Source organism: Aeromonas sp. QDB11 (assembly GCF_027705265.1).
GTDB lineage: Bacteria > Pseudomonadota > Gammaproteobacteria > Enterobacterales > Aeromonadaceae > Aeromonas > Aeromonas allosaccharophila.
In genome coordinates this window covers 20851-44488 of record NZ_JAPDBM010000032.1, presented here as the reverse complement: position 1 = coordinate 44488, position 23638 = coordinate 20851, and the positions used below count along the sequence as shown (strand labels likewise).

The 23638-nt window shown below is 58.3% G+C and carries 22 protein-coding genes; 5 read left to right on the top strand and 17 right to left on the bottom strand.

All coding sequences use genetic code 11. The features are described from left to right. Nucleotides 1-17: 17 nt before the first annotated feature. Nucleotides 18-1850, bottom strand: a complete 1833-nt coding sequence (gene glmS, locus OKC40_RS12355; RefSeq protein ID WP_270795364.1) for a glutamine--fructose-6-phosphate transaminase (isomerizing) — start codon at nucleotides 1848-1850, stop codon at nucleotides 18-20. 76 nt (nucleotides 1851-1926) lie between these two features. Then, nucleotides 1927-2700 carry a DeoR/GlpR family DNA-binding transcription regulator gene (locus OKC40_RS12350; protein ID WP_042063267.1) on the bottom strand — a complete coding sequence of 258 codons (774 nt, stop codon included), beginning with the start codon at nucleotides 2698-2700 and terminating at the stop codon, nucleotides 1927-1929. A gap of 122 nt (nucleotides 2701-2822) precedes the next feature. Between OKC40_RS12350 and blrA the strand changes: the two genes are divergently transcribed. The 4 genes from blrA to creD all read left to right on the top strand — a co-directional run bounded on the left by blrA (nucleotide 2823) and on the right by creD (nucleotide 7302). Then, nucleotides 2823-3497 carry a beta-lactam response regulator transcription factor BlrA gene (blrA, locus tag OKC40_RS12345; RefSeq protein ID WP_013724228.1) on the top strand — a complete coding sequence of 225 codons (675 nt, stop codon included), beginning with the start codon at nucleotides 2823-2825 and terminating at the stop codon, nucleotides 3495-3497. Beyond that, on the top strand, nucleotides 3494-4915 hold the full coding sequence (gene blrB, locus OKC40_RS12340) for a beta-lactam sensor histidine kinase BlrB (RefSeq protein WP_042063268.1): 1422 nt from the start codon (nucleotides 3494-3496) through the stop codon (nucleotides 4913-4915). The genes blrA and blrB overlap by 4 nt, the downstream gene beginning before the upstream one ends. A gap of 96 nt (nucleotides 4916-5011) precedes the next feature. Then, on the top strand, nucleotides 5012-5806 hold the full coding sequence (locus tag OKC40_RS12335; RefSeq protein WP_075112279.1) for an OXA-12 family class D beta-lactamase OXA-959: 795 nt from the start codon (nucleotides 5012-5014) through the stop codon (nucleotides 5804-5806). Nucleotides 5807-5928: 122 nt separating this feature from the next. Next, entirely contained in the window at nucleotides 5929-7302 is a 1374-nt protein-coding gene (creD, locus tag OKC40_RS12330) for a cell envelope integrity protein CreD (RefSeq protein ID WP_270795359.1), read from the top strand. Nucleotides 7303-7359: 57 nt separating this feature from the next. On the opposite strand, the gene glmU is transcribed toward creD, so the two are convergent. The 15 genes from glmU to mioC form a co-directional block, all read right to left on the bottom strand. Beyond that, on the bottom strand, nucleotides 7360-8721 hold the full coding sequence (gene glmU / locus OKC40_RS12325) for a bifunctional UDP-N-acetylglucosamine diphosphorylase/glucosamine-1-phosphate N-acetyltransferase GlmU (RefSeq protein ID WP_182970078.1): 1362 nt from the start codon (nucleotides 8719-8721) through the stop codon (nucleotides 7360-7362). 95 nt (nucleotides 8722-8816) lie between these two features. Continuing rightward, nucleotides 8817-9245: a F0F1 ATP synthase subunit epsilon gene (locus OKC40_RS12320; RefSeq protein WP_005342354.1), complete on the bottom strand. Its 429-nt coding sequence runs from the start codon at nucleotides 9243-9245 to the stop codon at nucleotides 8817-8819. 18 nt (nucleotides 9246-9263) lie between these two features. Next, nucleotides 9264-10652, bottom strand: coding sequence for a F0F1 ATP synthase subunit beta (gene atpD, locus OKC40_RS12315; RefSeq protein ID WP_005342353.1), 1389 nt, complete (start codon nucleotides 10650-10652; stop codon nucleotides 9264-9266). Nucleotides 10653-10685: 33 nt separating this feature from the next. Continuing rightward, nucleotides 10686-11552 (bottom strand): F0F1 ATP synthase subunit gamma, encoded by an 867-nt coding sequence (atpG, locus tag OKC40_RS12310; protein WP_042656889.1) that lies wholly within the window; start codon nucleotides 11550-11552, stop codon nucleotides 10686-10688. A gap of 43 nt (nucleotides 11553-11595) precedes the next feature. After that, nucleotides 11596-13137: a F0F1 ATP synthase subunit alpha gene (atpA, locus tag OKC40_RS12305; RefSeq protein ID WP_033138551.1), complete on the bottom strand. Its 1542-nt coding sequence runs from the start codon at nucleotides 13135-13137 to the stop codon at nucleotides 11596-11598. Nucleotides 13138-13152: 15 nt separating this feature from the next. Then, nucleotides 13153-13686, bottom strand: a complete 534-nt coding sequence (gene atpH, locus OKC40_RS12300; RefSeq protein ID WP_005342351.1) for a F0F1 ATP synthase subunit delta — start codon at nucleotides 13684-13686, stop codon at nucleotides 13153-13155. 13 nt (nucleotides 13687-13699) lie between these two features. Next, nucleotides 13700-14170 carry a F0F1 ATP synthase subunit B gene (gene atpF, locus OKC40_RS12295; RefSeq protein ID WP_005339336.1) on the bottom strand — a complete coding sequence of 157 codons (471 nt, stop codon included), beginning with the start codon at nucleotides 14168-14170 and terminating at the stop codon, nucleotides 13700-13702. A gap of 54 nt (nucleotides 14171-14224) precedes the next feature. Next, complete coding sequence (gene atpE, locus OKC40_RS12290; protein ID WP_005307205.1) at nucleotides 14225-14467, bottom strand: F0F1 ATP synthase subunit C; 243 nt, start codon at nucleotides 14465-14467, stop codon at nucleotides 14225-14227. Nucleotides 14468-14525: 58 nt separating this feature from the next. After that, the gene (atpB, locus tag OKC40_RS12285; RefSeq protein ID WP_042063276.1) at nucleotides 14526-15308 is read right to left on the bottom strand and encodes a F0F1 ATP synthase subunit A; all 783 of its coding nucleotides are present in this window, start codon (nucleotides 15306-15308) and stop codon (nucleotides 14526-14528) included. Between the two features lie 8 nt (nucleotides 15309-15316). Further along, the gene (locus OKC40_RS12280) at nucleotides 15317-15727 is read right to left on the bottom strand and encodes an ATP synthase subunit I (RefSeq protein ID WP_270795357.1); all 411 of its coding nucleotides are present in this window, start codon (nucleotides 15725-15727) and stop codon (nucleotides 15317-15319) included. Between the two features lie 190 nt (nucleotides 15728-15917). Continuing rightward, on the bottom strand, nucleotides 15918-16826 hold the full coding sequence (locus tag OKC40_RS12275; RefSeq protein ID WP_005342343.1) for a ParB/RepB/Spo0J family partition protein: 909 nt from the start codon (nucleotides 16824-16826) through the stop codon (nucleotides 15918-15920). Then, entirely contained in the window at nucleotides 16823-17626 is an 804-nt protein-coding gene (locus OKC40_RS12270) for a ParA family protein (protein ID WP_270795355.1), read from the bottom strand. The genes OKC40_RS12275 and OKC40_RS12270 overlap by 4 nt, the downstream gene beginning before the upstream one ends. 26 nt (nucleotides 17627-17652) lie before the next feature. Then, entirely contained in the window at nucleotides 17653-18279 is a 627-nt protein-coding gene (gene rsmG / locus OKC40_RS12265; protein ID WP_270795354.1) for a 16S rRNA (guanine(527)-N(7))-methyltransferase RsmG, read from the bottom strand. An 8-nt stretch (nucleotides 18280-18287) separates the two neighbouring features. Next, on the bottom strand, nucleotides 18288-20177 hold the full coding sequence (gene mnmG / locus OKC40_RS12260; RefSeq protein ID WP_058056584.1) for a tRNA uridine-5-carboxymethylaminomethyl(34) synthesis enzyme MnmG: 1890 nt from the start codon (nucleotides 20175-20177) through the stop codon (nucleotides 18288-18290). Nucleotides 20178-20685: 508 nt separating this feature from the next. Then, nucleotides 20686-21135 carry an FMN-binding protein MioC gene (gene mioC / locus OKC40_RS12255; protein ID WP_270795353.1) on the bottom strand — a complete coding sequence of 150 codons (450 nt, stop codon included), beginning with the start codon at nucleotides 21133-21135 and terminating at the stop codon, nucleotides 20686-20688. A gap of 396 nt (nucleotides 21136-21531) precedes the next feature. On the opposite strand from mioC, the gene OKC40_RS12250 reads away from it, so the two are divergent. Next, entirely contained in the window at nucleotides 21532-23628 is a 2097-nt protein-coding gene (locus tag OKC40_RS12250) for a TonB-dependent siderophore receptor (protein WP_270795352.1), read from the top strand. Nucleotides 23629-23638: the final 10 nt, after the last annotated feature.

Here is a 23638-nt window from a genome sequence, read left to right as displayed (position 1 = left end):
ACTTATCAGAGAGTGACTTACTCAACGGTCACCGATTTTGCCAGGTTGCGCGGCTGATCGACGTCGGTGCCCTTGATGAGGGCGACGTGATAGGAGAGCAGCTGCAGCGGCACGGTATAGACGATGGGGGCGATCACCTCTTCCACATGGTTGAGGTTCATGACTCGCATGGTCTCGTCGCTCTTGAAGCCGGTATCGGCATCGGCGAACACGTAAAGGATACCGCCACGGGCGCGCACCTCTTCCACGTTGGACTTGAGCTTCTCCAGCAGATCGTTGTTCGGTGCCACCACAATGATGGGCATCTCGGCATCGATCAGCGCCAGCGGGCCGTGCTTCAGTTCACCGGCGGCATAGGCTTCGGCGTGGATGTAGGAGATCTCCTTGAGCTTGAGCGCCCCTTCCATGGCGATGGGGTACTGGCTGCCACGGCCGAGGAACAGGCTGTGCTGCTTGTCGGCAAACTCTTCGGCCAGGGTTTCGATATCCTTGGCCAGCGCCAGGCTCTCTTTAATGCGCAGCGGCAGAGCTTGCAGCGCCTTGACCAGTTCGGCCTCGGCGGCAGCGCTCAGGTTGCCACGGCAGTGACCAACCGAGGCCACCAGCATCAGCAGACCAGCCAGCTGGGTGGTGAACGCCTTGGTGGAGGCCACGCCGATTTCGGCACCGGCACGGGTCATGAAGGCCAGATCCGATTCACGCACCAGCGAAGAGCCCGGCACGTTGCAGATAGCCAGCGAACTCATGTAGCCGGACTCTTTGGCCAGACGCAGCGCCGCCAGGGTATCGGCGGTCTCGCCACTCTGGGAGAGGGTCACCAGCAGGCTGTTGGGGCGCACCACCGATTTGCGATAGCGGAACTCGGAGGCGATCTCCACATCGCAGGAGACGCCAGCGATCTCTTCGAACCAGTAGCGGGCCACCATGCCGGAGTTGTAGGAGGTGCCACAGGCGACGATCTGCACGTGCTCGACCTTGTCGAAGATGGCGCGGGCACCGTTGCCGAACGATTCGACCACCACGTGATCGCTGCCCAGACGCCCTTCCAGGGTATTGGTGATGGCTTTGGGCTGCTCGTAGATCTCTTTGAGCATGTAGTGGCGGTATTCGCCCTTGTCACCGGCATCGTGGGAGAGCTCGGACTCCTGCTCCTCGCGCACCACGGCGTTGCCGTTGGTATCGAAGATGTGTACGTCGCGGCGGGTCACCTCGGCCACATCACCCTCTTCCAGGAAGATGAAACGGCGGGTCACCGGCAGCAGCGCCATCTGATCGGAGGCGATGAAGTTCTCACCGATACCACGGCCGATCACCAGCGGTGAACCGGAGCGGGCAACCACCACGCGGCTGTCATCGCGGCTGTCCATCACCACGGTACCGTAGGCACCGCGCAGCTGCTTCACCGCAATCTGCATGGCGACCAGCAGGCTGGGGGCGCTCTTCAGCTCGTGATGGACCAGATGGGCAATCACCTCGGTGTCGGTGTCGGAGCTGAACACATAGCCCAGCGCCTTCAACTCTTCCCGCAGCTCTTCGTGGTTCTCGATGATGCCGTTGTGCACCACCACGATATGCTCGGAGACGTGGGGGTGGGCGTTGCGCTCGGAAGGCTCGCCGTGGGTGGCCCAGCGGGTATGGGCGATGCCGGTACCACCATGGACGGACTGCTCATCGAGCGCCTTGGCCAGCTCGGCCACCTTGCCCAGACGGCGCACCCGCTGCAGCGGCTGGTTGGCGCTGAACACGGCCACACCGGCGGAGTCATAACCGCGGTACTCCAGACGACGCAGGCCTTCTACCAGAATTTCAGCCACATCACGTTGGGCAACAGCCCCGACGATGCCACACATACACTTCTCCTTGAGATGCAAATCGTAAAAAAAAATCAGTTGGATGGTTCAGAGCTCGAGGTCAGCAGGCTGACTGTCAGTGACTGACGGGGGCGCAGATAAGCGTCACCCCCTGGGCTTGAATCTGTTCTCTGGCCTCGCTGGCCAGCCCCTCGTCGGTCACCAGGGTATGGATGCTCGACCAGGGCAGTTCGAGATTGGGGATCTTGCGGCCGATCTTTTCCGACTCGACCATCACAATGACCTCCCGCGACACCTCGGCCATGACCCGCGACAAGCCCACCAGCTCGTTGAAGGTGGTGGTGCCACGCTCCGGGTCGATGCCATCGGCACCGATAAAGAGCTGGTCGAAGTCGTAGGAGCGCAGCACCTGTTCCGCCACCTGACCCTGAAAGGATTCGGAGTGAGGGTCCCAGGTGCCACCGGTCATCAGCAGAGTTGGTTCGTTCTCCAGCTCCCGCAGGGCACCGGCCACGTTGAGGGAGTTGGTCATCACGATGAGGCCGCGCTTGTTGCCCAGCATGGGGATCATGGCGCTGGTGGTGCTGCCGCTGTCGATGATGACGCGGTTGTGATCACGCAGCCGCTCGGCCGCCGCACGGGCAATGGCTAACTTTCGGTTCGAAACTTGTTCGGGGTTGACCTCGACCACCATCTCGCTCGGCAAGGGGACGGCACCACCGTAACGGCGCAGCAGCAGACCGCCGGTCTCCAGCACGGCCAGATCTTTACGGATGGTCACTTCGGAGGTAGAAAAGTGTTTGGCGAGGGCATCGACACTCACTTCACCCTGCTCTTGTACCAGGGTCACTATGGTGTGGCGGCGTTGTTGAGTATTACGTTTGGTCATTTTTAAGTTTCGATTCGAAAGAACATCGAAATGTTAGCCTCTTTTTCGGAAAAATAAAACAGCAAATAGGATCCGATTTGGTTCGATGCCAGAATGGGGGGCCAATTTGCGACGAGGATGCCATGCAAAAGAGAGTCATCTGGCTGGTGGAGGATGAGGCCAGCATCGCCGACACCCTGATTTACGCCCTGCAGACCGACGGGTTCGAGGTGGAGTGGTTCATGCTGGGCCAACAGTTGCTGACACGACTGGAACAGACGCGACCCGACTTCCTGATCCTCGATGTGGGGTTGCCCGACATCAGCGGCTTCGAGCTCTGCAAGCAGGTGAGGGCGCTGACCGATATACCCCTGATGTTCCTCACCGCCCGCAGCGAGGAGATAGACCGGCTGATCGGGCTGGAGATCGGTGCCGACGACTATGTGGCCAAACCCTTCTCGCCCCGGGAAGTGTGCGCCCGGGTGAGGGTCATCCTGCGCCGCAGCCAACCCGTCGCCCCCCAACCCAGCGCCCTGCTGGTGCTGGATGAGGAGCGGGCCCGCATCCATTTTCGCGGCCAACCGCTGGCCCTCACCCGCTACGAATATCTGCTGCTCAAGACCCTGATGCTGGCGCCGGGGCGGGTCTACTCGCGCCAGCAGCTGATGGATCTGGTGTGGCAGGATGCCGAGGAGAGTCTGGATCGCACCGTCGATACCCATATCAAGACCATCCGCGCCAAGCTGCGCGAGCATGATCCCGAGGCCAACCTGATCCTCACCCACCGCGGGTTGGGCTACAGCCTGGAGCTGGCATGAGACTCGGGCTGCAACTGCTGTGCGGCCTGCTGCTGATCTTCGCGCTGGCCGCCTGGTTCGTGCTGGAGATCTTCGTCGAGGAGATCAAACCCGGGGTGCGCAGCGCCACCGAGGATACCCTGGTGGACATGACCCAGCTGCTGGCGCCGCTGGCGCTGGATGATCTGCAAGAGGGCAATATGATGAACGGGCGGTTGGCCAGCGCCTTCGCCCGCCTCAACCAGAATCCCATCAATGCAATGATCGACGGCCACCTCAAACAGCAGGCGGAGTACCGCATCTATGTCACTGACCGGCAGGGCATGGTGATTTACGACTCCGACGGCACAGATCTGGGCAAGGACTATTCCCGCTGGAACGATGTCTACCGCACCCTGCGCGGCCAGTATGGCGCCCGCAGCACCCGCACCGATCCCGACGATGCAGCCAGTTCGACCATGTATGTGGCGGCGCCACTGCGGGAAGGGGCCGAGATCATCGGCTCCCTCACCGTCGCCAAACCCAATCGCACCCTGATGCCAGCAATCGAGCGCGGGGAACAGGAGCTGCTGCGGGCCGGCGGCCAGATGCTGCTCATCTCGCTGCTGATCGGCAGCCTGCTGGTATGGTGGCTCAACCGCGCCATCGGCAAGCTGGTGCACTACGCCGACTCGGTCAGCAAGGGGGAGGCGGCACCGCTGCCACGGCTGCACACCGTCGAACTGGATCGGCTCGGCCGCTCGCTGGAAACCATGCGCCACCAGCTCGATGGCAAGCGCTACATCGAGGACTACGTCCACAGCCTGACCCACGAGCTGAAGAGCCCGCTGGCTGCCATTCGCGGGGCTGGGGAGATTTTGGCCGAAACACCGCCCCCCGAGGTGGCCAAACGCTTTATCGGCAACATCAATCTGGAAACCGCGCGCATGCAGCAGCTGATCGAGCGAATGCTGCAACTGGCACGACTGGAGTCGGGGCAGGGGCTGGATCGCCAGTCGGTGGAACCGGCAAAACTGGGCAAGCGCACCCTCGATGCTCGCCAGATCATCGCCCAGCGCCGTCAGGTTGAGTTGGTGGCCGAGCTGGCCAGCGCACCGAAACAGAAGTGGGACCCGCTGTTGGTGGAGCAGGCCATCGGCAACCTGCTGGATAACGCCATCGACTTCTCTCCCGCCAACGGGCAGGTCACCCTGAGCGGCAGCCAGCAGGAGGAGGGCTACTGTTTTCGGGTCACCGACAGCGGCCCCGGCATTCCCGACTACGCCCTGCCGCGCATCTTCGAGCGCTTCTACTCCCTGCCACGGCCGGACAAGGGCAAGAGCAGCGGTCTGGGGCTCAGCTTCGCCCATGAGGTGGCCCACCAGCATGGCGGCCGCCTGACCCTGAGCAACCGGCCGGAAGGTGGCGCGCTGGCGGAACTCTGGCTACCGTTCGCCTAGTCACCTCCCCGCCACTTCACATTCACCACACAAAGCGGCGTTAAACTGCCGCCTTATCTTATTGATTAGCCTCATCCATTTGCTCAAGGAAATGCTATGTCCCGCCTGCTTCTCTCCAGCCTGCTGGCTGCCGGTCTACTCGCCGCTCTGCCCGCCTCCGCCGCCAGCGGCTGTTTTCTCTATGCTGACGGCAACGGCCAGACCCTCTCCAGCGAAGGGGATTGCTCCAGCCAGCTGCCGCCCGCGTCTACCTTCAAGATCCCGCTGGCGCTGATGGGTTACGACAGCGGTTTTCTGGTGGATGAAGAGCATCCGGCGCTGCCCTTCAAACCGGGTTACGACGACTGGCTGCCCGCCTGGCGCGAAACCACCACGCCGCGCCGCTGGGAAACCTACTCGGTGGTCTGGTTCTCCCAGCAGATCACCGAATGGCTGGGGATGGAACGCTTCCAGCAGTACGTCGACCGCTTCGACTACGGCAACCGGGATCTCTCCGGCAATCCGGGCAAGCATGACGGCCTGACCCAGGCCTGGCTCAGCTCCAGCCTCGCCATAAGCCCGGAGGAGCAGGCCCGCTTCCTCGGCAAGATGGTGAGCGGCAAGCTGCCGGTCTCGGCGCAGACCCTGCAGTATACCGCCAATATCCTCAAGGTGAGCGAGATCGACGGCTGGCAGATCCACGGCAAGACCGGCATGGGCTACCCGAAGAAGCTGGATGGCAGCCTCAACCGCGATCAGCAGATCGGCTGGTTCGTCGGCTGGGCCAGCAAACCGGGCAAGCAGCTGATCTTCGTCCATACCGTGGTGCAAAAGCCCGGCAAGCAGTTCGCCTCCCTCAAGGCGAAAGAAGAGGTGCTGGCCGCCCTGCCCGGGAAGCTGAAGACCCTGTAATTCCTCCAGAAACCGGCGCAATGCCGGTTTTTTTTTATCTCCCTTCACCACCACTTCACACAAGCCCATCCCCCCTTCACGTCCGGTCGACAGACTAGCTCTATCCAACAAGGAGACGTGTCATGGTCAAACAGATATTCACCCACAAGATCTTTCTGCTGCTGTTGCTCAGCTTGCTGTTGATGGTACCGGTGCAATCCATCATGGAGCTGAACCGGGAGCGTCAGGCTTACCGCAGTCAGGCCATCCACAGCATAATGGCCAGCAGCAGCGGCCCGCAACGACTGATGGGGCCCATCCTGGTGCAGCCCTATACCCGCGCGGTCACGGTCGAACAGGAGGGCAAGCGCTTCGTCCGACAGGAGCAGATCTATCGCTACCTGCTGCCGGAGCAGCTGGATATCAAGGCCAACATGGAGGTCACCCCGCGCAAGCTAGGCATCTATCAGGCGCAAGTCTATCAGACCCGGCTCACCCTCTCCGGCCGCCTGCCTACCAGACAGAGTCAGCTGGATAACGCGACCCCACCGCTTGATGAAGCGGCCGAGCTGGTGGCGGGCAAACCCTACCTGAGCCTGGTGCTCTCCGATGCCCGCGGCATCAACAGCGTCCCCGAACTGCAACTCGGCACACAGCGGATCCCGTTTGCCCCCGGCGCCCGCCTCGGTGATGCGCTGGCGGGTATCCATGCCCCGCTCGACAGCCTGCCGCAACAGGATGGCACCTTTCATCTGGAGCTGAATCTGCAGGGGATGAACGCCCTCGACATAGTGCCGCTGGGCAAGGAGAGCACCCTGCTGCTGGCGGGCAACTGGCCCCATCCCAACTTCATCGGCGACTTTCTGCCGGGCAGTCGCACCCTGAGTCAACAAGGGTTTGAGGCCAGCTGGCAAACCAGCTGGTTCGCCAGCGACATGGAGACCCGCTTCAACCGGATGATGAACGGGGGCGATAGCAATCTCTCCACCTTCAGCGTCAGTCTGGTGCAGCCGGTGGATCACTATCAGCTCAACGAGCGGGCGGCCAAATATGCCCTGCTGTTTATCGGCCTCACCTTTATCAGCTTCTTCATGTTCGAGCTGCTCAAGGGGCTACGGGTTCACCCGATCCAGTACGCGCTGGTGGGCATGGGGCTGGCCATCTTCTATCTGGTGCTGCTGGCGCTGACTGAACACCTCGGTTTTGGCTGGGCCTATCTGGTGGCCGCACTGGCCAGTGTGCTGCTCAACGGCTTCTATCTGAGCCATGTACTGGGCGGCCCGAAGCAGGGGATAGGTTTCGCGGCACTGCTCGGGCTGGTCTATGCCATCCTCTACAGCCTGCTGCAGGCCGAAGAGATCGCCTTGCTGCTCGGAGCCTTGCTGCTGTTCGCCACCCTGGCACTGATCATGATGCTGACCCGCAAGCTCGACTGGTATCAGGTGATGGACTACAGCGCCCCCACCACCACATGGGCGGCCCCCCAGCCATCGACCAGTGACCCCAGCCATAAGTGATAAGTCCAAAAAAAAACCGGCGCCATCAGGCGCCGGTTCTATTTTATTGATCGGGCATCACTTCTTCTTGACCGGGCGAGCCCAGTTCTTGATGTGGCGCTGGGGCACCCGGGTGATCACCAGCTCGTTCTCGGCCACATCCTTGGTGATGGTGGAACCCGCCCCCAGGGTTGCACCCTTGCCGATGCGCACCGGCGCCACCAGCTGGGTATCGGAACCGACAAACACATCATCCTCGATGATGGTCTGGAACTTGTTCACGCCGTCGTAGTTGCAGGTGATGGTACCGGCACCGATATTCACCTTGGCACCCACCTCGGCATCCCCCAGATAGGTGAGGTGACCACACTTGGAACCAACCCCCAGACGGGCCTTCTTCATCTCGACGAAGTTGCCGACGTGGGCATCCTGCTCCAGCACGGCGCCAGGACGCAGACGGGCAAACGGGCCGACCGAACATTGATCCGCCACCTGAGCCCCTTCGACGATGGAGTAGGGCTTCACTTCGGTGTGATCGCCAATGACGCAATCCTTCAACACAGCACCGGCACCGATACGCACATGATTGCCCAAGACGACCTTGCCTTCGATGATGACGTTGACGTCTATCACTACCTCTTCCCCGATTTCCAGGGTTCCGCGCAGATCGAAGCGGGCCGGGTCGATCAGGGTAGCACCGGCGATCATCAGCTTCTCGGCCTGCATCTGCTGGTAGCTGCGCTCAAGGGCAGCCAGCTGGACACGGTTGTTGGCCCCTTCCACCTCGGCGGCACGCTCCGGATGGACCGCCGCGATCGGGCAGCCATCGCCGTGCGCCATGGCGATCACGTCGGTCAGGTAGAACTCGCCCTGGGCATTCTTGTTGTCCAGACGCGACAGCCAGCTGCGCAGCTGGCCGCCGTTGGCCACCAGCACGCCGGTGTTCACTTCGCGGATGGTCAGCTGCTCGGCGTTGGCATCTTTCTGCTCGACGATGCCGACCACCTGACCGTTTTCACGGACGATGCGGCCATAGCCGGTGGGGTTGTCCAGCACCACGGTCAGCAGTGCCATGCCATCGCTTGCCTTGGCAGCCAGCAGTCGTTGCAGAGTCTCTGGCTGGATCAGCGGGGTATCGCCGTACAGCACCAGCACGTCGTCTTCATCCTTCCAGAACGGGATGGCCTGGGCGACGGCATGACCGGTCCCCAGCTGCTGCGCCTGCAGCACCCAGTTGACATCGGCAGCGACGATCCGCTCTTTCAGCAGCTCGGCACCGTGGCCATAGACCAGATGCAGCTGCTCGGCACCGACCTGACGGGCGGTATCGATCACATGGGAAACCATGGGTTTGTTGGCTACCGGGTGCAGTACCTTGGGCAGAACGGAACGCATGCGGGTACCTTTACCCGCCGCCAGGATCACGACGTTGAGAGACATGACTTCGACCTTGAACTTGTGTGGAAATACTCGGCGGAGTCTATCGAACGGGTAAAAAAAAAGCGACCCGAAGGTCGCTTTTTACATCACCGTTATTAGCGGTAATTCTTTTTGACGATATCGATGACTCGCAGTTGAGCCATCGCCTTGGCCAGCTCGGTAGCGGCCTGGGCGTAGTCGATATCACCATGGGAGCTGTGGATCCGCTCTTCGGCTGCGCGCTTGGCTTCCTGGGCTTTCGCCTCATCCAAGTCGTCAGCACGAATCGCGGTGTCCGCCAGCACGGTCACGGATTCAGGTTGTACTTCCAGCATGCCGCCGGAGATGTACAGCACCTCTTCAGTTCCGTTCTGCTTCACCAAGCGGACCAGGCCCGGCTTGATGGCAGTCAGCAACGGAGCATGACCGTGGCGGAGACCCAACTCACCTTCGGAGCCTGATACCTGAGCAGTTTGCACGCGACCGGAAAACAGTTTTCCTTCGGCGCTCACCACGTCCAGGTGAAAGGAGATCATCTCTGCCATGGGCCCTCCTGTCGAGGCTTACAGTTTCTTGGATTTCTCGACGACTTCGTCGATACCGCCAACCATGTAGAACGCCTGCTCGGGCAGATCGTCATACTCGCCTTTCAGGATGCCCTGGAAACCACGAATGGTCTCTTTCAGCGGCACGTATTTACCCGGAGAACCGGTAAACACTTCTGCTACGAAGAACGGCTGGGACAGGAAACGCTCGATCTTACGGGCACGGGCTACGGTCAGTTTGTCTTCTTCTGACAGTTCATCCATACCCAGGATGGCGATGATGTCCTTCAGCTCTTTGTAGCGCTGCAGTACGGTTTGAACGCCACGAGCGGTCTCGTAGTGCTCTTTGCCAACCACCAGCGGATCCAGCTGACGAGAGGTAGAGTCCAGCGGGTCAACGGCCGGGTAGATACCCAGTGCCGCGATCTGACGGGACAGTACAACAGTCGCATCCAGGTGAGCGAAGGTGGTCGCCGGAGACGGGTCAGTCAAGTCATCCGCAGGCACGTAAACGGCCTGTACGGAGGTTATGGAACCGGTCTTGGTGGAGGTGATACGTTCTTGCAGAACACCCATCTCCTCGGCCAGAGTCGGCTGGTAACCTACTGCGGAAGGCATACGGCCCAGCAGTGCGGATACTTCAGTACCGGCCAAGGTGTAACGGTAGATGTTGTCCACGAAGAACAGCACGTCACGACCTTCGTCACGGAACTTCTCGGCCATGGTCAGGCCGGTCAGCGCAACGCGCAGACGGTTTCCGGGCGGCTCGTTCATCTGACCGTAAACCAGAGATACTTTGTCCAGTACGTTGGACTCCATCATCTCGTGGTAGAAGTCGTTACCCTCACGGGTACGCTCACCTACACCGGCAAACACAGAGTAACCACTGTGTTCGATTGCGATGTTACGGATCAGCTCCATCATGTTTACGGTTTTGCCTACACCGGCACCACCGAACAGACCCACTTTACCACCCTTGGCGAACGGGCATACCAGGTCGATAACCTTGATGCCGGTCTCCAGCAGATCGTTGCTGTTGGACTGATCTTCGTAGCTGGGGGCAGCGCGGTGGATAGACCAGCACTCTTCTTCACCGATCGGACCTTTTTCGTCGATTGGCTCGCCCAGTACGTTCATGATCCGACCCAGAGTCGCAGTACCGACCGGAACCTGGATGGATTTACCGCTATTCACTACTTCCAACCCACGACGCAGACCGTCGGAGGAGCCCATGGTGATGCAACGAACGACGCCGCCACCGATCTGTTGCTGAACTTCCAGCACCAGACCCTGGCCTTGACCTTCGCTAACGACCTTCAGTGCATCGTACACCTGGGGCACGGCATCCTGCGGGAACTCGATGTCCACCACAGCGCCGATGATTTGGACGATGAAACCGTTACTCATGTCAAATCCTCTAAACCTTTGATAACCCTTGCCTTACACCGCAGCAGCACCGGATACGATCTCTGTCAGCTCCTGGGTAATACTGGCCTGACGGGCCTTGTTGTATACCAGTTGCAGATCGTTAATCAGGTTACCGGCGTTGTCAGTCGCGGCTTGCATGGCAACCATTCGGGCTGCCTGTTCACTTGCCAAGTTTTCCACTACCCCCTGGTACACCTGGGATTCGACATAGCGAATCAGCAGGGTATCCAGCAGTTGCTTGGGATCCGGCTCATAGAGGTAATCCCAGTGGTGTTTCTTGGCGAGCTTGCTGTCTTCAGTTACGGGCAAAGGCAGCAGTTGATCGACCCGTGGTTGCTGCACCATGGTGTTGACGAACTTGTTGTACACCAGATACAGCTTGTCAATCTCACCGTTGTCGTAAGCCTTCAGCATGACCTTGACTGAACCAATCAGGTCATTGACGCTCGGGTTATCGCCCAGTCCTGCGACGTGAGCTTTCACCTTGGCGCCGTGCCGTTCAAAGAAGTTGGAGGCCTTGTTACCGATCAGTGCCAGGTCAACCTTGGCACCTTTCGCGCTCCATTGCTTCATATCATTGAGGGCAGCCTTGAACAGGTTGATGTTCAAACCGCCACACAGGCCACGGTCGGTGGAGACGACGATGTAACCCACTCGCTTGACCTCACGTTCGATGAGGTAGGGGTGCTTGTATTCCAAGTTCCCCTGAGCGATATGGCCGATCACCTTGCGCATGGTTTCAGCGTACGGACGGCTGGCAGACATGCGTTCCTGCGCACGGCGCATTTTGCTTGCTGCCACCATTTCCATAGCGCCGGTGATCTTCTGAGTGTTTTTCACACTCCCGATCTTGTTACGTATCTCTTTTGCGCCGGCCATCTCTTACTCTCCATCAGGTGGCAGCTCGCGCTGCCACACACGCTTACCAGGTCTGGGTTGCCTTGAAGTCATCCAGCAACGCAGTCAGCTTGCCAACGATCGCGTCGTTGTAGTCGGCCTTGGCATTGATTTCAGCCATCAGCTCGGCATGCTGGGTATTGGCGTAAGAGAGCAGAGCGGCTTCGAAGTCGACGATCTTGTTCAGCTCGACATCGGAGAGATAGCCTTTCTCGGCGGCGAACAGCACCAGAGACTGGTGAGCCACGCTCAGCGGAGAGTACTGCTTCTGCTTCATCAGCTCGGTCACTTTCACACCGTGATCCAGCTGCTTGCGAGTCGCATCGTCCAGATCGGAAGAGAACTGGGCGAATGCCGCCAGTTCGCGATACTGGGCCAGTGCGGTACGGATACCACCGGACAGCTTCTTGACGATCTTGGTCTGGGCTGCACCACCTACACGGGATACGGAGATACCCGGGTCAACCGCCGGACGAATACCGGAGTTGAACAGCTGTGAAGTCAGGAAGATCTGACCATCGGTGATGGAGATCACGTTGGTCGGAACGAACGCAGAAACGTCACCGGCCTGGGTTTCGATGATTGGCAGCGCGGTCAGAGAACCGGTCTGGCCTTTCACGGCACCATTGGTGAACTTCTCTACGTACTCGGCGTTCACGCGAGCAGCACGCTCCAGCAGACGGGAGTGCAGATAGAAAACGTCACCCGGGTAAGCTTCACGTCCTGGCGGACGGCGCAGCAGCAGGGAGATCTGGCGATAAGCTACGGCCTGTTTGGACAGGTCATCATAGATGATCAGCGCGTCTTCACCGCGGTCACGGAAGTACTCACCCATGGAGCAACCGGCATACGGAGCCAGGTACTGCAGGGCAGCCGCTTCGGAGGCAGAGGCAACGACCACGATGGTGTTGGCCAGGGCACCGTGCTCTTCCAGCTTGCGCACCACGTTGGCGATGGTGGAGGCCTTCTGGCCAATCGCAACGTAGACACACTTAATGCCGGAATCTTTCTGGTTGATGATGGTGTCGATCGCGATGGCGGTCTTACCAACCTGACGGTCACCGATGATCAGCTCACGCTGGCCACGACCGATAGGGATCATGGCATCGATGGCTTTCAGACCGGTCTGGACCGGCTGGTCAACAGACTTACGCTCGATAACGCCCGGTGCGATCACTTCGATCGGCGAGAAGCCGTCGTTGTCGATCGGACCTTTACCGTCGATCGGCTGACCCAAGGTGTTCAGCACCCGGCCCAACAGACCACGACCTACCGGCACTTCCAGAATACGGCCAGTACCTTTTACTTTCATTCCTTCTGACAGACCGTCATAGGAACCCATAATCACCGCACCGACGGAGTCACGCTCCAGGTTCAATGCCAGAGCGTAGCGGTTGCCCGGCAGCTCGATCATCTCACCCTGCATGGCATCGGCCAGGCCGTGAATACGAATGATACCGTCGCTCACAGAGACGATAGTACCTTCGTTACGCGCTTCGCTTTTTACATCAAACTGCGCAATGCGCTGCTTGATCAGCTCGGCGATTTCAGTGGAATTCAGTTGCATGCTCTAATACCCCAATCAAGATTGCAGCGCGTCAGCCATGCGATCCAGCTTACCGCGGACTGTGCCGTCGATTACCAGATCACCGGCCTTGATGAGCACCCCGGCCATCAAGGACGCATCGATGCTGCAATTCAGCTTCACTTTGCGCGCGAGACGTTGTTCCAGAGAAGCCTGAATATTGGCTTTCTGCTGGTCGGTCAGTTCGATCGCCGAAATCACGTCAGCCTGAACCTCTTTATCCAGTTCAGCTTTGAACGCTACAAATTCAGCAACGACCGCCGGCAGCACACCCAAGCGACCATTCTCGGCCATCACCCGGATCAGGTTCTGGCCATGCTCGTCGAGTTGCTCACCACAGATACCGACAAACAGATTTGCCAGTTCTTCGGCAGCCACAGAGCCGTTTACCAGGTTGTGCATGGTCTCGTTTTCCGCTACTTGCGCAGCGAAACCGAGCATACCCAGCCACTGGTCAACCGCCTTGTGCTCAACGGCAAACTCGAAAGCAGCCTTGGCGTAGGGGCGAGCGATTGTAGTCAGTTCAGACATAGCCCCGTTCCCGTTACAGTTCTGCTACCAGTTTGTCGACGATGTCGCTGTTGGCAGCCTGGTCGATTTGACGCGCCAGGATCTTCTCTGCACCAGCAATGGCAAGAGCAGCAACCTGCTTACGCAGTTCTTCTTTGGCACGATGACGTTCAGCTTCGATCTCGGCACGGCCCTGAGCCAGGATTTTTTCCCGCTCAGATTGGGCACCAGCGGCGGCTTCATCAATGATCTGGGCTTTACGTTTGTTAGCCTGTTCAATGATTTCAGCAGCCTGCAGCTTGGCTTCTTTCAGCTGATCGGTGGCGTTGGCCTTGGCCAAATCCAGATCTTTCTTGGCACGTTCGGCAGAAGAGAGACCGTCAGCAATAGCTTTCTGACGGGCTTCGATGGCAGCAATCAGCGGCGGCCATACGTACTTCATGCAAAACACTACGAAGAAGAAAAAAGCAATTGCTTGGCCGAGGAGGGTGGCATTGATATTCACAGCCGATGTCCTCTTAAGTTAGTTAATGGGTTATGCCTGGAGAGTCGTAACGACTTAGCCAGCAACCGCAAACATCACGTACAGACCCAGACCAACGGCGATCATCGGGATCGCATCCACCAGACCCATTACGATGAAGAACTGGGTACGCAGAACAGGGATCAGATCCGGTTGACGAGCAGCACCTTCCAGGAACTTGCCACCCAGGATACCGATACCGATGGAAGCGCCGATAGCAGCCAGACCCATCATCATTGCAGCAGCGATGTACAGCAGGTCCATGTTCAAGTTTTCCATGAGGATCTCCAGTTATTTAGATGTAATTGATTGTATAAAAAGGATTATTTGAGTTGCATCAATTATGGTCTTCCTGCGCCATCGACAGATAGACGATGGTCAGAACCATGAAAATGAATGCCTGCAAAGTGATGATCAGGATGTGGAAAATTGCCCAAGGCACGGACAGGATCCACTGTGACCACCAGGGTAACAAACCCGCAATCAGGATAAAGATCAGTTCGCCAGCATACATGTTGCCGAACAGTCGAAGACCCAGAGAAACAGGTTTGGAAATCAGCGTAACAGTTTCCAGGATGAGGTTAACCGGGATGGCCGCCGGGTGGTTGAAAGGCTGAAGCGTCAGCTCCTTCACAAACCCGCCGATACCCTTGACCTTGATGCTGTAGTACAGGATCAAGAAGAACACGCCCAAAGCCATGGACATGGTGATGTTAACGTCAGCAGAGGGAACCACACGCAGATAGGGAATACCCATCAATTGTGCAGCGTGAGGGATAAAGTCAACGGGGATCAGATCCATGAAGTTCATCAGGAAGATCCACACAAACACGGTCAACCCCAAAGGTGCGATGACCTTGTTGCGACCGTGAAAGATGTCTTTGACGTTACCATTCACAAACTCGACCAGCATCTCCACAAAGCACTGCAGCTTACCCGGCACACCGCTGGTAGCGTTAACGGCTACTTTGCGGAACAACAGGATAAACAGGGCGCCTAGCACGACGGAAAATATCATTGAGTCGATATTGACCGTCCAGAACCCGGACCCGACTTGAAGGTGGGTCAGGTGGTGGGAGATATATCCCTGAGGAGTCAGGACTTCTCCGGTTGCAGACATGAGTTTTCCTAATAGTGGTTGTTAAGCGTGAATGAAACCATCCACTGTACAACGAGGGCGAGGATATAAGTGGCGAAAAACGAGACGGTAACGACCTCGACTCCCGCACCGGACAACAGGGCAAACAGACCTGCGGTCGAAATGAGCTTAATCCCAGCCCCACCATAAAAGTCCCGCAAAACCAGGCCCACACTCTCGGTTGTCACCTTGCGGCGCAGCACCCAGACAGTAAACAAGGCTTGAGGAACCCAGTACATCCCCCCTCCGTAGAGGGCGGAATAACCGACGCTGGCACCAGTCAGGTAAAACCAGACGGCACTCATCGCCAGGATCAGGATGAGCTGACAAACGAGCATAACCAAGGCCAGTGTCAAACCTTCCAAGGCTAATTTCTGCTTCACCAACCTACCCCTGAACATTACAGAACTGTAAAAAATCGGGATCCGAAGACCCCATGTTAACAGCTCTTAAAGCCGGTCAAATTATACCCTTGAGGGCAGCTATTGCAATATGACAAAAATCCTTAATTTTTGCGGCTTTCAGCGGCAAATCAAGGTTATGGCCATATCAAAAGGAATGGATGTTTTATTACTACAAAAAGCGTAAAAATCACGATTCCGACACGCCAAAATAGCCCAATATACGGTCCAAATCGGACAAATTCTCGTAACTTATTACTAACTTCCCGCTATCCCGCTTGCCAGGCTGAAGTTGCACCTGATTGCCAATTTTTTCTGCCAGTTGGCGCTCCAGGTAACCGATCTGCGGATCACGGGCAGGTTCGACCCTGGCTTTTGCCGGTTCGAGCGCTTTTTGCACCAGCTTCTCGGTATCGCGCACGGTTAACCCCTTCTGGGCAACCAGCTTGGCCAGTTCGGACTGGGCCTGGCCGCTCAGGGCCAGCAGGGCACGGGCATGACCCATGTCGAGGTCGCCATGCTCGACGAAACGCTTCACGTCGTCGTTGAGCTGGTTGAGGCGCAGCAGGTTGGTCACCGTGGTGCGGGACTTGCCCACCGCCTCGGCCACCTGCTGGTGGGTGAGTTCGAATTCGGTCAACAGTCTTTGTAAAGCGACCGCCTCTTCGATGGCATTGAGGTCTTCCCGCTGAATATTTTCAATCAGCGCGATGGCGACGGCGGCCTCGTCGGGCACATCCTTGACGATGCAGGGCACCACCTCGAGACGGGCCAGCTGGGAGGCGCGCCAGCGCCGTTCACCGGCGATGATTTCGAAGGATTGTTCGCCAAGAGGGCGTACCACGATGGGCTGGATCACCCCCTGGGCGCGGATGGAGTTGGCAAGCTCTTCCAGTGCATCCTGGGACATGTCCTTGCGGGGCTGGTACTTGCCGGACTGCAACCACTCCACCGGCAACTTGCGCAGCTCGCCCTGATTGGTGGGGGCCATGGCCTCTTCAGTACGTTGATCGCTCATCACCTGTTTCTGGCGGGCAGCCGTGCTGGTACTGAGCAGGGCATCCAGCCCCTTGCCCAGTCCACGTTTTTTCGGAGTCATATGATCTCTCGGTCTGCGATGGTCGCCTGACGCTCCTGCTCCTGGCGGCGCAGCATTTCGCCAGCCAGTGCCAGGTAGGCCTTGGCGCCCACCGATGATTTGTCATAGTGCATGGCCGGGGCACCGAAACTCGGGGCCTCCGCCAGTCTGACGTTGCGGGGAATGATGGTGCGGTAGACTTTGTCGCCGAAGTGCTGTTTTAGCTGATCGGACACATCATTGGCCAGCCGGTTGCGGTGATCGAACATGGTGCGCAGCACCCCTTCGATCTTGAGCTCCGGATTGACCACGGCGGCCAGCTTGCTGATGGTGTCGACCAGGGCGGTGAGCCCCTCCAGCGCGTAATATTCGCACTGCATGGGCACCAGCACGGAGTCGGCGGCAGCCATGGCGTTCACGGTCAGCATGTTGAGAGAGGGCGGGCAGTCGATGAAGACGTAGTCGTATTTGTCCCGCACCGAGGCCAGCGCATTGCGCAGGCGGATTTCGCGGGCGAAAAACTCCATCAGACGGATTTCGGCCGCGGTCACGTCGGCGTTGGCGGCGATCAGGTGATAGCCCCCGGAAGTTTCAGGGATGATCACTTCGCTGATGGGGGCATCCTCGATCAGCAGCTCATAGGCGGTGCGCTCGACGTCATACTTGTCGACACCGCTGCCCATGGTGGCATTGCCCTGCGGATCCAGATCGATCACCAGCACCTTGCGCCGGGTGGCAGCCAGGGAGGCGGCCAGATTCACACAGGTGGTGGTTTTACCCACTCCACCCTTCTGGTTGGCTATGGCGATGACTTTTCCCACACGATCCCCTAAATGAAACTGCGACCCTATTCGGGCTGGATATGTTTGAATTCCAGCAGATGACGTTCGCCTTCCAGCTCCGGCACCCGCAACTCATGACAGGCTACCAGACGGATATTGGCAGGCAACTGGGCCAGCTCCTGCTCGGGATATTGTCCCTTGAGCGCTAGGAAGCAGCCCTGTTCTGACGGCAGGTGGTGACACCAGCTCAGCATGTCCTCCAGCGAGGCAAATGCCCGACTCAGTACACCATCAAACCCCACCTCGGGTTGATACTCTTCAACCCGGGATTTGACCGGCGTCACATTGGTCAGATCCAGCTCCTGGATCACCTGACGGATGAAGTTGATCCGCTTGCCCAGACTGTCGAGCAGGACGAACTGCTTGTCCGGATTGATGATCGCCAGCGGCAATCCCGGCAGGCCGGGACCGGTCCCCACGTCGATGAAGCGCTCACCGTGCAAGTGGGGGCTTACCACCAGACTATCGAGGATATGCTTAACCAGCATGGCGTCCGGATCTCGCACCGAGGTGAGATTGTAAGCCTTGTTCCACTTGTGCAGCAACTCGACCAACTGCACCAGTTGGCTCTTTTGGGTATCGGTGATAACAATTTCGGCCTGCTTGAGCAGGCCGTTCAATCTTTCCAACATGGGATTCCTCAGGCGGTTTTACGCAGCAGGCCGTGTTTTTTCAGGTGAACCAGCAGGATGGAGATAGCCGCCGGGGTGATGCCGGAGATGCGGGAAGCCTGACCAATGGTCTGCGGCTTGGCATCGTTCAGCTTGGCTTTCACCTCGTTGGAGAGGCCGTTCACCTCGCGATAGTCCAGATCCAGCGGCAGCAGGGTGTTCTCGTTGCGCAGCTGCTTTTCCACTTCATCGTGCTGACGCTCGATGTAACCGGCGTACTTGATCTGGATCTCAACCTGTTCAGCCGCGGCAGGATCGGTCACGGAAGGGCCGACACCTTCGATGGCCATCAGCGCATCGTAGGTCACCTCGGGGCGGCGCAGCAGCTCTTCCAGACTCTGTTCGCGGGTCAGCGGGGTGTTGACCAGGGCGTTGACCGCTTCCAGTGACGGGTGTTGCGGGTGGATCCAGGTTGAACGCATGCGCTGACGCTCCAGCTCGACCTGTTCCATCTTGGCGTTGAATTTGCTCCAGCGCTCGTCATCCACCAGACCCAGTTCGCGACCGATGGCAGTCAGGCGGATATCGGCGTTGTCTTCACGCAGCAGCAGGCGGTATTCGGCGCGGCTGGTGAACATGCGGTAAGGCTCGCGGGTCCCCAGGGTGGAGAGATCGTCCATCATCACGCCCATGTAGGCCTGATCCCGACGAGGATTCCAGGGATCCTTGTCCTGGGCACGCAGGGCCGCATTCAGGCCGGCCATCAGGCCTTGTGCCGCAGCCTCTTCGTAGCCGGTCGTGCCGTTGATCTGGCCGGCAAAGAACAGATTTGGAATGCACTTGCTCTCCATGTTGGCCTTGAGATCCCGCGGATCGAAGAAATCATATTCGATGGCATAGCCGGGGCGGGTGATGTGGGCGTTCTCGAAGCCGCGCACGGAACGGACGATCTGCACCTGCACGTCAAACGGCAGGCTGGTAGAGATCCCGTTCGGATAGAGTTCGTGGGTGGTCAGGCCTTCCGGCTCGACGAAGATCTGGTGCGCCGTCTTGTCGGCAAAACGGGTGATCTTGTCTTCGATCGACGGGCAGTAGCGCGGGCCAATCCCCTCGATCACCCCGGCGTACATGGGGCTGCGATCCAGGTTATTGCGGATCACTTCGTGGGTACGCTCGTTGGTGTGGGTGACGTAGCAGGGCACCTGACGGGGATGCTGGCTGGCATCGCCGATAAACGAGAAGACCGGACGCGGATCGTCGCCGTGCTGTTCCTGCATGACGGAGAAATCGACGCTGCGGGCATCGATGCGCGGCGGCGTGCCGGTCTTGAGACGATCGATGCGCAGCGGCAGTTCACGCAGGCGTTGGGCCAGGGCGATCGAGGGAGGATCCCCGGCACGGCCGCCCTTGTAGTTTTCCATCCCGATGTGGATCAACCCGTTCAGGAAGGTACCGACTGTCAGCACCACAGTTTTGCCGCTGATGCGGATCCCGCTCTGGGTGACCACACCGGCAACACGATCCCCGTCCATGATCAGATCGTCACAAGCCTGCTGGAAGATCTTCAGGTTCGGGTAGTTCTCCAGCATCTGGCGAACGACGGCCTTGTAGAGCAGGCGATCCGCCTGGGCACGAGTGGCTCGCACTGCCGGGCCCTTGGAGGAGTTGAGGGTGCGGAACTGGATCCCGCCAAGATCGATGGCACGCGCCATGATCCCGCCGAGTGCGTCAACTTCCCTGACCAGGTGTCCCTTGCCGATCCCGCCGATCGCCGGATTACAGGACATGTGTCCCAGCGTATCGATATTGTGGGTCAGCAACAGGGTGTTCATGCCCATGCGGGCTGCCGCTGTTGCTGCTTCGGTTCCGGCATGACCGCCACCGACGACGATCACATCAAATTGTTCATGGTATTGCATTGGGATCACCTTGATCTGCACGCCTGAAGATCTTTATTTGCCTGGGCTAAAGGGCGGAACATTCTATCTGTTTCGCGTCCTGAGGGGAACGTCTACTTAACGTTCAGTATGAAGGGAGGATCCACTAATTAGATCTTAAGGATCTTTAGATCGATCTTTTACTGGATCTCTTATTAGGATCCGCCCTTTCTGTTGATAAGCACTTTTTGATCATAAAGATCATTAATTTAAGGACGATCCTAGCTTGTGGAAAAGCTTGGATCCTGGCCCGGTGAACGAGGGGATAACCAGGACTTTTATACACAGAGGTCTGTTGGTCTGGATCTAATACATGGATAACTATAGGTTTTGCAGAGCTTTACATCGTAGTTATGCACATTACCCCTGGGCGTTGTGGGTAACCTTGTAGAACAACTCCCCCGGATCAATCTGTTAATAACATGGTGGATAGTCGATCTGGGGATAAGTGGGGAGATCAAGCTTTTTTTCAGGATCTCCCGCACGCTGATCAGGCGATCATCGTCATCCAGTCGCGGATCCACACTTCTGCGGCATCTTCGGGGATCTCGTGTTGGGTCACATCGATGTCGAGCCGCTCGCCGATCCGGCTGGCACCGCACTCGGCCAGCAGGCGATCCAGCGTCTTGCCACCCTGGCAAAAGGTGTCATAACTGCTGTCACCAAGGGCGATCACGCCATATTTCAATGAATTAAGATCCGGATGCTGCTCGGCAAGATCCTTGGCGAAGGGTTGCAGGTTGTCGGGCACATCCCCGGCACCATGGGTGGAAGTGACCACCAGCAGGATGGATCCCGCATCATCCAGCACCTCTGCCAGCTTGGCCGGGTTGTGGATCCGGGTCTGGTGGCCAGCCTGTTTCAGCAGGTTGGCGACGTGGTCTGCGACATATTCGGCGGCGCCCAGCATGGAGCCGACGACGAGATTGAGTTTGGCCATGGAATGGATCCTGATTTCAGACAAAGAAACGGAAAGCCGGATTCTACCGCCAAAGGGTGTGGATAAATATGGATAAAGCTTGGGGATAATGGATCCAGTCAGATAATGCCACCGGATCCATCCTGCCGATCTTTTTTCTGCTTCTTTAAATTCCTCTCCATTTTCTTCTCCGCTCATAGCTCTCCTGATGGCTCCCATCTCCCGCGGAATCCTGCCAACGATGCAGTCAGATAACAATGTAGATGCAAATGATTAGCAATTATTGAATCGATTCGATCACGGCTCCTGTAGTAGGATTGCGCTGCTTTATTCGCCCATGGAACAGGGTGATGTCGTGACAAACGACCACAAATAACAATTAAAACAACATAACTCATTGATAAACGAGACTTTAATATGATTGCGCAAAAATACACTACAGGACCCGGCAAGAAGGGCGCCTTCGGCGTGCTTTCGCTCTCCGGTTTGCTCGTCTCTCTGCCGCTGATGGCCGAACAAACCACCGCTGAGCTGCCCAAAGCCAGCGAAACCATGGTGGTGACCGGTACGGCCATGAAGGTGGAAGTGCCGATGGCCGAGACCCCTCGCGCCGTCTCCGTGGTTAATCGCGAGGAACTGGATCAGCACGCCGTGTTGCAGCTGGATGAAGCGCTTCGCTACCGTTCCGGCGTATTGACCGGTCTCTATGGATCCGACAACAACACCGACTGGTTCAAGGTGCGTGGCTTCGATGCCGCCTCTTATCTGGATGGCAACCGCTTGTTTGGCACCGGCTACTACGTCTGGACGCCGGAACCGTTCGGTCTGGAGAGTGTGGAAGTGCTGAAGGGGCCAGCCTCGATCCTTTACGGTGAGGCGCCTCCGGGCGGGGTGATCAATGCCATCAGCAAGCGACCGACCGCCACGCCGCAAGGGCAGGTGGATCTGCAGCTTGGCAGCCGGGATCATCGTCAGGTCGGGGGGGATGTCTCTGACGCGATCTCCGACAACAGCCGCTACCGCATGGTTGCTCTTTATAAAGAGCGTGATGGTGTGCTTACCGGTACTTACAACGATCGGGTTTATCTAGCGCCCAGCGTCACCTTCGATCTTTCGGATCGTACCAGTCTGACCCTGCTGGCCAGCTTCCTGCACGACGAAGGGGTCCCGACCAACGGCTTCTTCCCGGTCTATGGCACCCTGAATACGTCAGGTGGCCAGATTGATCCCTCCACCAACCTGAGCCAGCCGGATTACGATCGCAACCGCAATACCCAGATCTCCACCGGTTACGAGCTGGCCCACCAGCTCAACCAAACCTGGGAGTTCAAGCAGAACGTCCGCTTCAATTACAACGATCTGCTGCTGCGCCAGACCTATATCTTCCCGACCTATGAAGGCACAACTGCCAGTCGTGGCCTGGTTTACCGTGATGGCAATACCAAGAGTGCCACCATGGACAACCAGATGGTGGGCTACTGGAACACCGACAGCACCGAGCAGACCTTGTTGCTGGGGGTTGATCTGCAGCGTCATGTCAATGAAGGGGTCGAGGCCGACAACTACGCCATGGGCACCATCAATACCATGAACCCGGATTACAGCGGCTTCCCCGGTTTTGACGAGTCGACCGCCACTCACCAGAAGAGCAGCAAGGGCCAGAGCGGCCTCTATGCCCAGCACCAGATCCGCTGGGACGATCGCTGGTTGCTGACTGCCGGTGGCCGTTTTGACTATGTGGAGACCCACAACACCAATACCAGCAAGGACGAGCGCCAGTACGATCACGAGCTCTCCCTCTCGGGCAGCCTGATGTATCTGGCTGACAACGGCCTCTCTCCCTACTTTGCCTATGCCGAGTCGTTCGAGGTGCTGCCGGGGATCGATCCTAACACCCGAAACTCCTACAAGCCGCTCAAGGGCAAGCTCTACGAGACCGGCGTGAAGTATGCGCCTGCCTTCCTCGACGGTTACATCAATCTGGCGCTGTTCGATTTGGCCCAGACCAACTCGCTGGTCTCTACCGGTTCCGGCCAGCAGACCCAGGCGGGTGAAGTGACCTCTCAGGGGGTTGAGCTGGAAGGGAGCGTGCAGGTGACAGATGCACTGCGTCTGACCGCTGCTTATACCTACACCGATGCCAAAACCAACGACACCGGCAGTGGCGATCGCCGTGCCAGCCTGATCCCGCGCCACCAGGCCTCCTTCTGGGGTAACTACAAGGTGCAGCAAGGGGTGGCTTCGGGTCTGGATCTGGGAACCGGTGTACGTTATATCGGTTCCAGCGTGGGTATTGGCGCCGTGAATGCGGACTATACCCCCATCTACGGCTCTGCCGAGGTGCCAGCCCATACCGTGTGGGATGCGATGATCGGGTATGACTTTGCCAAGAACTGGCGCGCTCAGCTCAACGTAAACAACCTGCTGGGTGAAACCTACGTGGCCAGTTGTGACTACTACTGCTACTACGGCGAGCCGCGCAGCGTAGTGGGCAGCATCAACTACCGCTGGTAATCGAAGTCGG

Excerpts from the sequence above, each read along its gene's own strand:
- glmS (WP_270795364.1), bottom strand. The coding sequence starts at position 1,850 with ATGTGTGGCATCGTCGGGGCTGTTGCCCAACGTGATGTGGCTGAAATT.
- OKC40_RS12350 (WP_042063267.1), bottom strand. The coding sequence starts at position 2,700 with ATGACCAAACGTAATACTCAACAACGCCGCCACACCATAGTGACCCTG.
- blrA (WP_013724228.1), top strand. The coding sequence starts at position 2,823 with ATGCAAAAGAGAGTCATCTGGCTGGTGGAGGATGAGGCCAGCATCGCC.
- blrB (WP_042063268.1), top strand. The coding sequence starts at position 3,494 with ATGAGACTCGGGCTGCAACTGCTGTGCGGCCTGCTGCTGATCTTCGCG.
- OKC40_RS12335 (WP_075112279.1), top strand. The coding sequence starts at position 5,012 with ATGTCCCGCCTGCTTCTCTCCAGCCTGCTGGCTGCCGGTCTACTCGCC.
- creD (WP_270795359.1), top strand. The coding sequence starts at position 5,929 with ATGGTCAAACAGATATTCACCCACAAGATCTTTCTGCTGCTGTTGCTC.
- glmU (WP_182970078.1), bottom strand. The coding sequence starts at position 8,721 with ATGTCTCTCAACGTCGTGATCCTGGCGGCGGGTAAAGGTACCCGCATG.
- OKC40_RS12320 (WP_005342354.1), bottom strand. The coding sequence starts at position 9,245 with ATGGCAGAGATGATCTCCTTTCACCTGGACGTGGTGAGCGCCGAAGGA.
- atpD (WP_005342353.1), bottom strand. The coding sequence starts at position 10,652 with ATGAGTAACGGTTTCATCGTCCAAATCATCGGCGCTGTGGTGGACATC.
- atpG (WP_042656889.1), bottom strand. The coding sequence starts at position 11,552 with ATGGCCGGCGCAAAAGAGATACGTAACAAGATCGGGAGTGTGAAAAAC.
- atpA (WP_033138551.1), bottom strand. The coding sequence starts at position 13,137 with ATGCAACTGAATTCCACTGAAATCGCCGAGCTGATCAAGCAGCGCATT.
- atpH (WP_005342351.1), bottom strand. The coding sequence starts at position 13,686 with ATGTCTGAACTGACTACAATCGCTCGCCCCTACGCCAAGGCTGCTTTC.
- atpE (WP_005307205.1), bottom strand. The coding sequence starts at position 14,467 with ATGGAAAACTTGAACATGGACCTGCTGTACATCGCTGCTGCAATGATG.
- atpB (WP_042063276.1), bottom strand. The coding sequence starts at position 15,308 with ATGTCTGCAACCGGAGAAGTCCTGACTCCTCAGGGATATATCTCCCAC.
- OKC40_RS12280 (WP_270795357.1), bottom strand. The coding sequence starts at position 15,727 with ATGTTCAGGGGTAGGTTGGTGAAGCAGAAATTAGCCTTGGAAGGTTTG.
- OKC40_RS12275 (WP_005342343.1), bottom strand. The coding sequence starts at position 16,826 with ATGACTCCGAAAAAACGTGGACTGGGCAAGGGGCTGGATGCCCTGCTC.
- rsmG (WP_270795354.1), bottom strand. The coding sequence starts at position 18,279 with ATGTTGGAAAGATTGAACGGCCTGCTCAAGCAGGCCGAAATTGTTATC.
- mnmG (WP_058056584.1), bottom strand. The coding sequence starts at position 20,177 with ATGCAATACCATGAACAATTTGATGTGATCGTCGTCGGTGGCGGTCAT.
- mioC (WP_270795353.1), bottom strand. The coding sequence starts at position 21,135 with ATGGCCAAACTCAATCTCGTCGTCGGCTCCATGCTGGGCGCCGCCGAA.
- OKC40_RS12250 (WP_270795352.1), top strand. The coding sequence starts at position 21,532 with ATGATTGCGCAAAAATACACTACAGGACCCGGCAAGAAGGGCGCCTTC.